This is a genomic window from Calditrichota bacterium (genome assembly GCA_013151735.1).
Lineage (GTDB): Bacteria > Zhuqueibacterota > JdFR-76 > JdFR-76 > BMS3Abin05 > BMS3Abin05.
Map to the genome: position 1 here is coordinate 42,156 of JAADHR010000027.1, position 13,844 is coordinate 55,999.

The window sequence follows — 13,844 nt, forward strand, 5'->3', positions numbered from 1 at the left end:
CCCCAAAAAAAATGAAACAGGAGGTATGAACATGGGAGAATTCGTCCAAATATTCCATGCATTTAAGATCGGAGCCCCAGGATGGCTTTTTATGTGGATGCTGCTGGTTACAGCCGTGTTTGTTGTGGCTCTGGCAATTGAGCGTGCCTATTTTATCAGTATTCGCTCAAATATCAATGCGGACAAATTTATGAAAGACATCCGTCGTCTGGTTACGAAAGGTCAGTACAAAGAGGCCGTTCAGGTTTGTGAAAAACTGAACGACAAAGCGCTTCCGTATGTGGTAGGAACCGGTCTTCGGGTTCTGGACAACGATGATGAAGAAGTCGATTTCCGAACGGTTCAGAATGCCGTTGACGAGGGAACCCTGGAAATCATCCCCAAATTGCAGCAGCGAACGGGCTGGCTGGCGACCCTTGGAAATGTGGCCACCTTGTTGGGCCTGATGGGCACGATTTACGGGCTTATCCTGGCGTTCAACTCCGTGTCTTCTCCGGGCGTGGATGCCGCTGAAAAATCCCGGTTGTTGGCTGCGGGCATTTCAACAGCCATGAACACAACGCTGATCGGTCTGTCCATTGCCATTCCGGCTGTGCTGGTGTACACGTACATCCACAACAAAACGATGGAAATTATCGATGAAATTGACGAACACACGGTAAAACTGATCAATTTAATTACGGGGAACAAATAATGGCTTTCAAACCGTCAAAACGCAAAAGACGTCCGGATGCGGTTGAACCGGAATTGAATTTGACACCCATTATGAACTTGATGGTCGTTCTGATTCCCTTGCTCCTGACCTCGGCAGAATTTGTAAAACTGGGCATTATTGAAATCAATCTGCCCCCGGCCGCCGGAGCCACGATGACATCCGTCTCGAAAATGCCTCAGGAAGCAGAGAAAAAGCTCGATCTGACGGTTACCGTCACTGATCAGGGATTTTACATCGCCAGCAGCGCAGCCGTAGCGCTGGGTCAAAACGGTGAGGGTCCCACGATCCCAAAAGAGGCCGATGGGTACGATTACAAAAAACTGTCTGACTATCTGTACCGGATCAAGAAAAAGGCCGCCGGCATTTTCAGGGATTCAAATCGGATTATCATTTTGGCTGAGCCATCCATTAAATATCAGACCGTAGTCAGCACGATGGATGCCTCAAGAAGCATTGAAGTGGATGGAAAACTAAAACCGCTGTTTCCGGATGTTTCATTGGGAGCAACAGTACTTTAAAATTAAAGAACGGAGTAACAAATGGCCTTTATCCCTTCTCGAATAAAAAGGCATGGTACCGGTAGTGGTGAAGTAAAACTGAATCTGACCTCAATGATGGATATGTTCACCATTATCCTGGTCTTTTTATTAAAAGTGTATTCCAGTGAAGGGCAAATGATTCAACCCTCTCAGGATCTGACCCTGCCGAATTCTTCGGTCAACAAACATGCGGAGGTGGCTCTCGATCTGAAAGTTTCCAAGGAATGGGTTGTGTTGAACGACAAACCGGTGGCCAAAATTTCGGATGTGCTTTCGGAACGGAGCCTGGTTATTCCGGCTCTGGCACACGAATTGAAAAAATATGCTACAGAAGCGCAAAAAGCGGAAGAAGAATATGGGACACCCTTTACCGGGAAAGTGATTATTCAGGGTGATAAAGATTTGCCCTATAAGGTCCTCGTTAAAATTATGGCCACCTGCGGCCGTTCGGAGTATCCAAACATGAGACTTTTGGTGTACCATAGCCAAGGGTAATTCATTGGACGAATCAAACCAAAAAACGAGTCTGGATATGAAACATAAAAATAAAAATCTTTCTCCATTTGACAATGGAAGTGACGTAGCCACTGTGGAAGAGAAAAAGAGCGTTCCAAAGAACACTGAAACCCTCATCATCGATCCGGATCGGTACAAAAAACACGCGCTGCAGAAAATGGATCGGCGGTTTTGGGGGATTGTTCTGGCGACATTTCTCTTTAATACGATTCTTATGATTTATCTTTCCAATCTCCCGTATCAGATTTCGGAAAATGCGGCTCGGCGGATTCAGGAACATTATGCCAACTTCATTTATCAGAAACAGAAGAAATCCTCCGTTGTAAAGGAATCGGCAGTGGCGAAAAAGAACGTCGAAGGCAAGAAAGAAGAATCGAAAAAGGTGGCGGAGCAGCCGCCTGCCGAGGCAAAATCCGGTGGAACATCTGCAGGCAGTCGTGCAAAGGGTCCAGCTACGGCAAAGGAGCGCGTGGCGGCCCGATCCAGAAGCACCCGTCAGATTTCACAGGAAGTGAGTAAAAAGGGACTGTTGGGCCTGTTAACGGGTACAGGAGAGGCCGCGCAGGGCGAAGCCGTAAGAGATGTCCTGGGGAATGATGCGGGGCAGACAAGCGGGAAAAATTTGGACAAAATTCTTTCAAATATTGGTGGGATTAAAACCTCCGGCGCATCGGAAGGTGTCGGAAAAGGAGGCAGCGGCCGCGTTAGAGGAGGCCGGGCCACCGGAGCGGGTGCCGCCATCGGCGATATTGTAACAGGTTTGGGACAGGCGCAAACAACATCCGTGCGGAAGAAAACAAAAATGAAGCTGTTTAAATCCGCAAACGTAAAAGCCGAAGCCGGGAAATCCGGCGGACGCAGTGCGCAAAGTGTTCTGGCCGTGATTAATTCTCACAAAGCGGCTATCGAGTACTGTTACCAGCGCGCCCTTCGAACCAATCCGAATCTCAAAGGAAAAATTTCGGTTCGTTTTGTGATCCACCCGGATGGAAGCGTTGGAAAAGTCACCGTTATTGAATCGACGCTGAACAATTCGAGTGTGGAACGCTGTATTGTCAGCAAGATTCGGCGCTGGCGCGATTTCGGCCCGGTCGATCCCTCAAAAGGCGATGCCGTGTTCCGGCAGGATTACATTTTCGGATATTAAGCCACGGCCGTTGCGGGTTTAATTTCAATAAAATTAATTTGTGAAATTCGCGGGAAAAGGCTTTTCAGACCAAACTCATTAATACGATCACTTTGAACATCCTGCACCCAAAGGATATTCATCAGGAACAAAAAATTCACTGGCTTGGCCCCGGATTGGATCCGGGGCTTTTTTGTTTGCGACGGGACGTATCTCAAAATCAATCAAAAAGACGGCATTTTTGCGGAGGGCGAAAAATAATACTTGAATTGTGTTTCGTGGAATGCGTATATTATATGCCAATATTTTTAAGGATTAATGGATTGTGGAGGATCGGTTGACGTCTGAAAAATTGGAAGGATGGAAACGCACGCACACCTGCGGCGAGCTTCGTAAAAAACATGTGGGCGAAACGGTTACCCTGATGGGATGGGTCGATCGCAGGCGCGACCACGGCGGGTTGATTTTTATCGATATCCGGGATCGGTATGGGAAATCCCAAATTGTTTTCAATCCGGAAATGAACCAGTCGGTTTACGCAAAGGCAAAAGAGCTTCGGCCTGAATTTGTGATTGCCGTTCAGGGACTGGTGGCAAGCCGTCCCGAAGACTCCCTGAATCCGAAGTTGGCCACGGGTGAGGTGGAAATACGCGCCGATGCGCTGAAAATACTCAATGCAGCCAAAACGCCCCCCTTCCAGATCATTGCGGACGTGGATGTTTCGGAGGAATTGCGGCTCAAATATCGTTACCTGGATCTGCGCCGGCCGGAGGTGCAAAGGAATATTCTGCTTCGGCACAAGGTGTCACAAATTGTCCGCCGCTATTTCGATGAAAATCATTTTGTGGAAATCGAAACGCCCTATCTGATGAAAAGTACCCCGGAAGGCGCACGGGATTTCCTGGTGCCCAGCAGACTCCACAAGGGGAAGTTTTATGCCCTGCCTCAATCTCCCCAAACCTACAAGCAGATTTTGATGGTGGCCGGTTACGACCGCTATTTTCAAATTGTCCGCTGTTTCAGGGATGAGGATCTGCGCGCCGACCGCCAACCCGAATTTACCCAGATCGACGTGGAAATGTCGTTCGTTCAGGAAGACGATATTTTTGAGGTTGTTGAAGGCTTAATGGAAAGAATCTTTCAGGACGTGCTGGGCGAGACTCTCGAGCGCCCGTTTTTGCGGATATCTTACAGTGAAGCCATTCGGCGCTTTGGGGTGGATAAACCCGACCTCCGCTTTGGAATGGAAATTCAAACCGTAACGGATTTACTGCGCCAAACAGATTTTAAAGTCTTTTCTTCTACCGTTGCCTCCGGCGGAAATATCGCCGGAATTGCTGTTCCCGGAGGCGGCTCTTTCTCCCGCTCGCAACTGGATGAATGGGGCCGGTTTGTGATGTCTTTCGGAGCCAAAGGAACCTTTCCGTTAAAAGTGGAATCGGGAACCTTGAAGGGGTCTGTCTCCAAATTTTTATCGGCGGAAATACAGGCAAAACTCATTGAAAAATTCCGGGCCGCACCGGGAGATGTGCTTCTTCTTATTGCCGATCAGGATGAGGTTTTGTACCGCTCATTGGGCGCTCTGCGCCTGCATCTGGGCCGAAAATTAAATCTGATTGACACAGCCAGTCACAAACTTCTGTGGGTGGTCGATTTTCCGCTTCTGGAATTTGATGAAGAACAGGGACGTTACGTGGCCATGCACCACCCCTTTACCTCGCCCAAGGAGGAAGATTTTGAATCCATGGAAAAGGAGCCGGGGGAAATCCGGGCCCGGGCGTACGACCTGGTGCTGGATGGTAACGAAATTGCCGGAGGAAGTATTCGTATCCACCGAAAAGATATTCAGATGAAAATGTTTAAACTCCTGGGCATTTCAACAGAGGAGGCGGAGAAAAAATTTGGTTTTTTGCTTCACGCGTTTGAATACGGTGCGCCCCCTCACGGTGGAATTGCCTTTGGATTCGACCGTCTGGTGATGATTCTGGCCGGTGAAAAATCCATTCGGGATGTCATTCCTTTTCCCAAAACAACCAGCGCCATTTCTCTGATGGATGGTGCGCCTTCAGAAGTGGATCCTTCCCAATTGGAGGAGCTTGGAATTCAAATTGTGGAGAGAGAAGAGGACACGCCACCGCCGGATGAGGGGTGATTTTTCCAAAAATCATTCTTCATAAAATCCTGTTATTTTTTGTTGAAATGCATTTTTTCCTTGACAATTATTGTTTTTTTTGTTAATATTGTTTTAACATTCCGTGATTTATGTCTAATAAATGAAAAAGGAGGTGTTGTCCCAATGTCCAAATGGTTTAGAAAATTTGCTGTGTTGGTCATGGCCGGGTTATTTGTGGCGTCAATTACGCTGACGGGTTGTACACGGTATGCAAATGATGAACAATTAAAGACGCTTGAGGAAACGAAACAGGCTGCAAAAAGTGCCCAGCAGAAGGTATCGGATTTGCAGGCTGAAAAAGCCCAACTTCAGAAAAAGTTGGATGCAAAAAAGGCCGAATTGGAGAAGGTAAAACAGGAAAAAGAGGTTGTAAAAGAGCGTTTGAGTAAATCCGAATAATGCACTGAATAAATGTGATCAGGAGGTGATGAGATTTTATGAAACTTAACCGGATTTTAGCAGCAGCCATGGTCGCAATCGTTGTGCTTGGTGCTATGGCCAACTTTAGCTACGCCCAGGAAAAAGTTAAAATGAAATTGGACGATTATAAAGTTGAATTGGCAAAATGGCAAAAAACCGAAGCCGATGCGAAGGCACAAATTGCTACCCTGCAGAAGGACATTGATGCATTGAAGGGTGAAATCCAGACAACCCAAAATGAAATTGACAAGACCTGGGAGGAAATCTACGCACTTTTAGGTACCGATAAAAACGGTGTCGATGCGTATCGTCAGTCGTTAAAGGATCTGGAAAGCCAGTTGGATGGGCTGAGCTCTCTTTCATCTGAAGAGTTGTTCCAAAAACGGGCAGAGATTGATGAAATCGCAAAGAAGCTGGATGAAGCGAAAAAAAGCAAGATTGCCAATTTAACCGAAATGCAGGATTTGCTCGCGGCCATCGAGGGCAAATTAATGCAGGTTAAAAGCAAACTGCCTAAGTCGATTTTCGATACCTACACCGTCGTTCGCGGTGATTATTTATGGAAAATTTCCAAAAAACCGGACATCTACGGCGATCCCTACCAGTGGATGAAGATTTACACCTACAATCGCGAAATGATTAAGAATCCCAATTTGATTTATCCGGATTGGAATTTGAAGATTGTCCGCAAAACCGGCCCCAACGAATATGTTGTGACCAAGGGTGATTATCTGAAGAAAATTGCCGGCGCGACGCTGGGTGATCCGACTCAATGGACGAAGATTTACGAAGCGAACAAATCCATTATTAAGGACAAAAACCTGATTTATCCGTACGAGGTTCTGGTTATTCCGAAAGAATAGTCCGCTTCCAAAATTAGTCCCGATTTACAAAACCCGTTTCAACTTTTGGAACGGGTTTTTGTTATTTGAGGAACAAGACCGGGCTGCTGCCATTTCCAAAATAAATCTTGCAAATCTTGAAAATTTATTGTATTATTTTTTAAGAGAATAAAATAGACAAAGGAGACACACTTCCCAAAATATGCAAAAAAAATTTTCCATAAAAGGAGTTGATCAATTACACCTTTTGGGGTTTCAAGATGCAAACCTCAGGCTGATTCAAGAACGATTTTCTTCCAAAATTACCGTTCGAGGTACGGATGTGGTCCTCGATGGTGATCCCTCCGAAATTGCTCAATTGGAAAAGCTTTTCGCCGAATTAATTTTGCTTGTTAATCGCAACGGGAAAATCTCGGAAAAAGATCTGGAAACCCTTATTTCTCTGGTCAAGTCCATGGGCGTTCCGATAAAAGAAGAGGACCTGGGGTCGGTTATTCTAAGCACCAAAACCGATTTCATTCGTCCCAAAACGAAAGGGCAGCTGGCGTATTATCAATCTACTCTCAAAAACGATATCGTCTTCGCCATCGGACCCGCCGGCACGGGGAAAACCTATCTGGCTGTGGCCATTGCGATTGCCCATTTAAAGGCTCATGAAGTGAACCGGATTGTTCTGACCCGGCCGGCCGTTGAGGCCGGAGAAAGCCTGGGTTTTCTTCCGGGTGATTTCCGGGAGAAAGTGGACCCTTATTTACGGCCTCTTTATGATGCGCTTTACGACATGCTTCCCGCAGAACGCCTGCGCCAAATGATGGAGCGCGGGGAAATCGAAATTGTTCCGCTGGCCTACATGCGGGGCCGAACCCTCAATAACGCCTTTGTTATTCTGGATGAAGCGCAAAACACAACTCCCAATCAGATGAAAATGTTTTTAACGCGGTTGGGGGTTCATTCAAAAGCGATCATAACGGGCGATATTACACAGGTTGATTTGCCCGTTAAACAAAAATCAGGGCTGATTCTTATTCAGGACATTCTGATCGGAATTGAGGGAATTGATTTTATTTATCTAAGTGATCGGGATGTGGTTCGCCACCGGCTGGTGCGGGAGATTATTAAGGCGTACGATGCATACGATCAGAGTATTGAGAAAAATACGGCCCCTGAATCCATTAAAATGCCGGTTTCGGTTCGTGAATCCAAACATTCCGAAGTGTCTGAAAGCTCGATAGACTAAAATGCGCCTGTTTCAAACAAAAAAATCGGCGGAACCTCCTAAAAAATCCGCTGCAGCCTCAGAAAAATCTTCCGACGAGGATGGCTCGTGGTTGTCCCGTTATAAAATTCAACTGATTATTCTTTTAGTCTTTGCAGTGCTCGCAACCGTTTTTTTCCCGTCTCTAAATTTCAATCAGTATCGCAATCTTCGCCCCGGCACCATTGCGGACCGCGATATTGTAGCCCCGTTCACCTTTTACATCTACAAGAGTGATCAGGAATTGAAACGGGACCGGGAAGAAGCCAGACGCCGTGTCCTCCCCATTTTTTCTGTGAATCCCAAAATTGCCCGGGAACAATTGGATCGCCTGAACCGCTTCTTTGATGAGATTCATCTCCTCTCCACCTCCGGCGTTTCGGATACAATCCGGATGATCGAAATTCTGAGTTTTTGCCGCCGCGAAAATATTGTTTTACCGGATAGTGAAGCCAAATTTTTCTCGCAATTGGCTTTAACTCCCAAAGCCCGTGCCGAAGGCAAATTTGAAAATGAGGTTCGCCAAATTCTTCAGGATATTTACGCGATCGGTATTATTGACCGTCCCAAAGAAGAAATCCGAAAAATCAACACGCGAATCTACGTCGAAGATTCGGATCAGCATTTTGAAAAGAGCCTGAATTACATTTACGATCTCAAGGATGCCCGGGAACGGCTGCTCGAACGGCTGCGCGCCCGGTATGGCGCTGCAAGCGATTCGATTCATGCGGCCTATGCCCTGCTGTCGTCTCTGATTAAGCCCAACGTTATTTACAACGAAAAGAAGACCAAACGTCTGATTCAGGAAGCCATCGGTGGTGTCCCCCTGGTGAAAGGACAGGTTTTGAAGGGGGAAACCATCATTCAAAAGCACCAGCGCATTACGCAAAAACAGATTGATGCCCTGCGTTCTCTTGAAAAAGCCAAGGCAAACAAGAATGCAAACAACCCGCTCTGGCAGTTGTTTACCTTCTATCTGGGAATCTTTTTCTTTATTTTACTGGCTCTTTTTCCGCTGGTCAGCTTTATTTTTGTGTATCGCCCCAAAATATTCAAAAACGACAAATCCTTAATTATGATTTTTGGGTCCATGCTCCTGGTCATTATTATTGGATTTTTCGTTGAGAATTCCGGAATTACACGCTATTTGGTGCCTGTGGCGGTGGTTCCGATGATGATTACCTACTATTTTGACAATCGAACCAGTCTGCTGGCCGGGTTCTCGCTCAGTATTATTGTAGCCGGACTTTTTGGCAATGATTACAGTCTGTTGGTCATTTCCATTTTTGTTTCGGCCGTAGCCGTGGTGAGCGTGGGGGTTTTTCGAAACCGTAAGCGGCTGACAAATTCCGTATTCTTTTTGGGGGGCGCCTATTTCCTTTCGCTTGTATTCCTGGGGCTTTCCCAGCAGGTTGCATTTTCTGAGCTGGCCAAAGACTGGGTGGGCGGATTGATTAATGGAGTGCTTTCGGCCGTTCTCACCTATGGTTTGCTGTTGGCTTTTGATTCAATTTTCGACGTATGTTCCGAGTACAAATTGATTGAGTTAAGTGATTTAAATCATCCGTTGCTTAAAATGCTGGCCGTACGTGCGCCGGGAACGTACAACCACAGCATTGTGGTCAGCAACCTGGCGGAGGCCGCCGCAGAAGAAATCCGTGCGAATAGCCTGCTGGCAAAAGTGGGCGCCTTTTACCACGATATTGGGAAAATGTACATGCCCGAGTATTTCATAGAGAATCAACGATTCGGGAAAAATCCTCACGAGAACCTGGCGCCGAGAATCAGCAGCCTGATCCTTCAGAATCACGTGAAAAAGGGAATTGAATTCGCTAATCAGTACCATTTGCCGTCTGCGATTAAGGATTTTATTCTCCAACATCACGGCACCTCTCTCATGAAATATTTTTATGAGAAGGCCCTTGCGCAAAGCAAAGGCGTCCCGGTGAACGAAGCTGATTTTCGGTATCAGGGTGTAAAGCCGCAAACGCGTGAAACCGGCATTCTTATGCTGGCCGATACGGTTGAAGCCCTCTCGCGCTCCATTCGGGAAGTGAATGTGGGCAAGATTAAGAATGCCATTCATTCGGTGATTGAAGAAAAGTTTGAAGAAAGGCAGTTGGACGAATGTCCGCTAACCGTTCGGGAACTCCGAAAAATCGGGGAGGCTTTTGAAAAGATTTTGATCGGTGTTCACCATGCTCGAATTGAGTATCCGGGACAGGAAAAAATGCTTTCCGGGAAAAAATCGGCCAAAGCCGGAAACAAATCCGAAAAATCGAAAGATCTTTCATCCAAAAAAAGAGGGGTTGAAACTGAGGATCAAAGTCTTCAAAAATAAGTATCGGCTCCCTATTAAAAGGCAAGAGGTTGTAAAAATCATAGAAACCGTTGTCGGAGGAGAGTCTCCCGGCTTGGAAGGAGAAATCTCCGTTATTTTTTTGCCGAATGATTCGATTCGGGAGTTGAATCGTTCCTTTCTTAACCACGATTACCCGACGGACGTGATAGCCTTCAATCTGGAAGAGAACCCCGGGAAAACGGTGGAGGGGGAGGTTTATATCGGATTCGAACGCGCCCGGGAGCAGGCCCGTGAGTTTGGCGTGTCTTATCGCAACGAGCTTCACCGCTTGGTGATTCACGGTGTTTTGCACCTGCTGGGCTGGGAGGATGACAGCCCCGAAAAAAAGCAAAAAATGACTGCAAGAGAAAATGATTATCTTGCAAAACTCTTGAACGAATAAGGAGGAAAACAGGCGACTTGGATGCGTCATATCTGATTTTTGGTGGAGTTTTTGTTCTTTTACTGGTGTTATCGGCCTTTTTTTCAGGCACCGAAACGGCCTTTTTCGCGATCAGTAAAATCGATCTGGCAAAGCTGAAAGACGAGCGCTCGTCTTCGGCCAAAAAGATTGTCCGCCTCCTGAATGATCAGCGGAAATTGCTCATTACTATTCTCACCGGGAATACGCTTGTAAATATCGGCTCGGCCGTTATTGCCACTATTTTGACCGTAAAATTGATTCAACAGTACCATCTCAGTGAAACCTGGAGCATGTTTTTTGAGGTGGTTGTGGTAACATTTCTCATTCTGATTTTTGGAGAGATAACGCCAAAAGTGCTTGCCGTGAAGCGCCCGGTGGCATTTGCGCGAAAGGTTGTTTTTTGGATTGATCTGATTTATTTGGCATTTTATCCGGTTTCAACCTCTCTGGAGCAATTTACCCTCTTTTTTTCCAGACTTTTTCATCTCCAGAAAAGCGAACATTTTTTGTCGGAGGAAGAATTACGGGTTCTGATCGAATTGGGCGAAGAAAAAGGCACCATTCAGGAAGAAGAAAGAGAAATGATTGACTCCATTTTTGAGTTTGGTGAAACGACCGTCCGAGAAATCATGGTGCCGCGTATCGATATGGTTTCTGTAGAGGCAACCACGCCAATTGAGGATCTGGTGGAACTGATTCAAAAGGCGGGGCATTCCCGGATTCCGATTTATGAGGAAAGAATTGATAATATCGTGGGAATCATTCACGCCAAGGATCTGATTCCCTATTTAATAGATTCCAAAAACGTGGCCAATCTCAAAAAACTGGCGCGCCCCGCGTATTTTGTTCCCGAAAGCAAAAAAATTGACGATCTTCTTCGTGAATTTCAGCAGGAAAAAACACACATGGCCATTGTTGTGGACGAATACGGGGGCACCGCCGGGCTGGTTACTCTGGAGGATGTCATTGAGGAAATTGTCGGTGAGATTCAAGATGAGTACGATCAGGAACAGCCGCTTTTTAATAAAATTGCAGAAAATATCTGGCTGGTTGATGCCAAAATCGATATTCCCGAATTTAATGAAATCTTTCCCGAACCCCTTCCTGAAGACGAGGATTACGAATCGCTTGGGGGGTTTATCTTTGATATTACCGGCAATGTTCCGGAAGAAAATGAAGTCATACAATGGGGAAATTACAAATTTCAGATTGAAAAATTGGAAGGGCAGCGCATTGCCAAGGTAAAGGTAATTTATTTGCCGCCCAAGGATTAGAGACGGCCGTTGCTGTTTAAAAACGCCGATCGGTTGCTGAAAATTCCAAAATGCGATCGTGAAAATCTCACTGATTTTTTGGGTGTTGAGGCTGAAAAAATCAGGGCGATGTTGTTTTAGCAGCTCTCTGGCCGGGACATCTGTTCCACGGCGTGTGCTACTATGTGTGCTTTATTTTCAGACTCTGAGTAAGACAAAAATGAACCCCCATTTATTACCTTAAACCACGTACCTCACACGTTCCCTTTTCGGTTTTACCGGATTTTCAGGAAAATTCATTTTCGGTTTCCCCGGTTTTTTGGTGGAAAAATTGACCGTTTTGAAAATGAGACACAGCCTCTTTTTAACCCGTCCCCTGTTTCCTTCTCCCCTGCGAGCAGGGAGGAGGCTCGGCGGAGCCCCCCTTTTTCATGGAACGGTTTTATCCCTTCAAAATTGAGAAGCTAAAAAACTAAACCTGTCTTCATAATTCCAAATTTATATTGGAATTTTCCGAAAAATCTGTTAAATTATAAACCAAAGGAAATTGGAGGAAACATTAATGAAATTAAGCGATTTACTGTCTCCGGAATTAATTAAAATTCCACTGGAAACGACAAAAAAAGAAACCGTAATTGAAGAACTGGTGGACTTGTTGGAGAAAAACAAGAAAATTTCTGACAAGAAAGCGGTTCTGAATGCGGTATTGGAACGGGAAAAAGTAATGAGCACCGGGGTTGGGCAGGGGATTGCTATTCCACACGGGAAAACAGACAGTGCAGAAACGGTTGTGGCTACCATGGGAATTTCCCATAAAAATATCGATTTTCAGGCAATTGACGAAGAGCCGGTTCATATTGTTTTTTTGTTGGTTGCACCGCCCAATGAGACGGGTCTTCACCTAAAAGCCTTGAGTCGAGCCTCGCGTCTCTTAAGCAAGGAAACGTTTCGCGAAAAACTTATGCAAGCAGGGGATGCGGAAGAAGCCATGCAGCTTATCCGGGATGAAGAAAAAAAATATTTTGAAATTTAATACGGATTTCATTGGATGAAGCTATTTGTCATGGTTCTGAACAAAGAAGAATACCTGGACGAAATTCTGGAGGCCTTTCTGGAATTGGATGTCCACGGTGCAACCGTAATCGACAGCGTGGGAATGGGACACCTGCTCTCGTTCGAAATCCCGATTTTCGCAGGACTGAGGAGCGTGCTTCCGGGAAATCGCCCCTACAACAAAACCATTTTCTCGGTTGTGAATGATGAACAGGTCCCTCAAATCGTCGATGCCATCGAACAGATTATGGGAGATTTAGACCAACCCGGCGTGGGGATTGTCTTTACACTTCCGGTTGATTTTGCCAAAGGATTGGCTTCCGAATTAAATGTTTGAGGCGGAAAGGCACCGCATAATCAAAAAAAACGACTGTTTTTTGGACGAAACAGGAAGTAAAACCCCCTTAAGGAAGGAGTGTGACGGAGTGACTTCTCCGAAAGAAAAACCATCCGAAGAAAAATGGGTTCGCTTAAAGTCATTTCCCAGCCGGCTTTATGCTGAAATGGTCAAAGAAGTCTTGGATCATTTGGAGATTCCTTCCATTATTAAAGGGGAAGATGTGGGGATTCTGGGAACCGGAAGCTACGGAACCTCATCTCCCGGAAAGGTAACTCTCTGGGTGCTGGAAAAGGATCTTGACCGATGTCGGGAAATATCGACGGATATGCTGGATCATATTTAGCGGTTTCGTTGAACCACGGGACCTCCGAAACATCAATCCGGATTCAGGTAAGTATGAGAACGCCGTCTTGTAATGGCGGCAATTTTGTTTGGTGTATTTCTGATATTTGTGTTTGTTAAGATAGGCGCCAACTGTATTTGAACCGTAAAGAATAAAAGGATCGATGGGAAAAAAAATTCAAACACCCCGCGGAACCAAAGATGCCCTTCCGGAAGAATCTTACCAGTGGCTTTATTTAGAAAATGAAGTTCGAAAGATATTTGAACGATTCAATTTTTCAGAGATTCGGACCCCTGTTTTTGAAGAAACCGAATTATTTGCGCGCGGGGTAGGGGAAACGACAGACATCGTGCAAAAGGAAATGTACACATTCGAAGACCGCGGCGGAAAAAGCATGACCCTGCGGCCTGAAATGACAGCCTCTGTTGTTCGTGCGTACATCCAACATTCGCTCTGGAACAGGGGAGCCGTACAAAAATTTTCGTACATTTCACCGATGTTTCG

General features: G+C 45.9%; 15 protein-coding genes. All 15 read left to right on the forward strand.

All coding sequences use genetic code 11. The annotated features are described in order from the left end of the window. The first annotated feature begins 31 nt into the window (after positions 1-31). Positions 32-694 carry a MotA/TolQ/ExbB proton channel family protein gene (locus GXO76_01910; protein NOY76604.1) on the forward strand — a complete coding sequence of 221 codons (663 nt, stop codon included), beginning with the start codon at positions 32-34 and terminating at the stop codon, positions 692-694. Further along, positions 694-1,233, forward strand: coding sequence for a hypothetical protein (locus GXO76_01915; GenBank protein ID NOY76605.1), 540 nt, complete (start codon positions 694-696; stop codon positions 1,231-1,233). Before GXO76_01910 ends, GXO76_01915 begins: the two co-directional genes overlap by 1 nt. Positions 1,234-1,254: 21 nt before the next feature. After that, a complete protein-coding gene (locus GXO76_01920) occupies positions 1,255-1,749 on the forward strand; it encodes a biopolymer transporter ExbD (GenBank protein ID NOY76606.1) in 495 nt (164 codons plus the stop codon). A gap of 37 nt (positions 1,750-1,786) precedes the next feature. Further along, positions 1,787-2,917: an AgmX/PglI C-terminal domain-containing protein gene (locus GXO76_01925; protein ID NOY76607.1), complete on the forward strand. Its 1,131-nt coding sequence runs from the start codon at positions 1,787-1,789 to the stop codon at positions 2,915-2,917. Between the two features lie 331 nt (positions 2,918-3,248). Then, positions 3,249-5,048 carry an aspartate--tRNA ligase gene (gene aspS / locus GXO76_01930; GenBank protein ID NOY76608.1) on the forward strand — a complete coding sequence of 600 codons (1,800 nt, stop codon included), beginning with the start codon at positions 3,249-3,251 and terminating at the stop codon, positions 5,046-5,048. A gap of 60 nt (positions 5,049-5,108) precedes the next feature. Then, positions 5,109-5,468 carry a hypothetical protein gene (locus tag GXO76_01935; protein ID NOY76609.1) on the forward strand — a complete coding sequence of 120 codons (360 nt, stop codon included), beginning with the start codon at positions 5,109-5,111 and terminating at the stop codon, positions 5,466-5,468. 38 nt (positions 5,469-5,506) lie between these two features. Further along, positions 5,507-6,352 (forward strand): LysM peptidoglycan-binding domain-containing protein, encoded by an 846-nt coding sequence (locus GXO76_01940; protein NOY76610.1) that lies wholly within the window; start codon positions 5,507-5,509, stop codon positions 6,350-6,352. A gap of 181 nt (positions 6,353-6,533) precedes the next feature. Continuing rightward, positions 6,534-7,568: a PhoH family protein gene (locus GXO76_01945; GenBank protein NOY76611.1), complete on the forward strand. Its 1,035-nt coding sequence runs from the start codon at positions 6,534-6,536 to the stop codon at positions 7,566-7,568. Positions 7,569-7,659: 91 nt separating this feature from the next. Continuing rightward, positions 7,660-9,927, forward strand: coding sequence for an HDIG domain-containing protein (locus tag GXO76_01950; protein ID NOY76612.1), 2,268 nt, complete (start codon positions 7,660-7,662; stop codon positions 9,925-9,927). Beyond that, positions 9,896-10,330, forward strand: a complete 435-nt coding sequence (ybeY, locus tag GXO76_01955) for an rRNA maturation RNase YbeY (protein ID NOY76613.1) — start codon at positions 9,896-9,898, stop codon at positions 10,328-10,330. The genes GXO76_01950 and ybeY overlap by 32 nt, the downstream gene beginning before the upstream one ends. Before the next feature lie 17 nt (positions 10,331-10,347). Further along, positions 10,348-11,625 (forward strand): HlyC/CorC family transporter, encoded by a 1,278-nt coding sequence (locus GXO76_01960; protein ID NOY76614.1) that lies wholly within the window; start codon positions 10,348-10,350, stop codon positions 11,623-11,625. A 541-nt stretch (positions 11,626-12,166) separates the two neighbouring features. Beyond that, complete coding sequence (locus GXO76_01965; GenBank protein NOY76615.1) at positions 12,167-12,637, forward strand: PTS sugar transporter subunit IIA; 471 nt, start codon at positions 12,167-12,169, stop codon at positions 12,635-12,637. A gap of 15 nt (positions 12,638-12,652) precedes the next feature. Then, positions 12,653-12,994, forward strand: a complete 342-nt coding sequence (locus GXO76_01970) for a P-II family nitrogen regulator (protein NOY76616.1) — start codon at positions 12,653-12,655, stop codon at positions 12,992-12,994. 88 nt (positions 12,995-13,082) lie between these two features. Continuing rightward, positions 13,083-13,340 carry a DUF2007 domain-containing protein gene (locus GXO76_01975; GenBank protein NOY76617.1) on the forward strand — a complete coding sequence of 86 codons (258 nt, stop codon included), beginning with the start codon at positions 13,083-13,085 and terminating at the stop codon, positions 13,338-13,340. Between the two features lie 163 nt (positions 13,341-13,503). Further along, the coding region (locus tag GXO76_01980) for a histidine--tRNA ligase (GenBank protein ID NOY76618.1) at positions 13,504-13,844 on the forward strand (341 nt) is incomplete at its 3' end.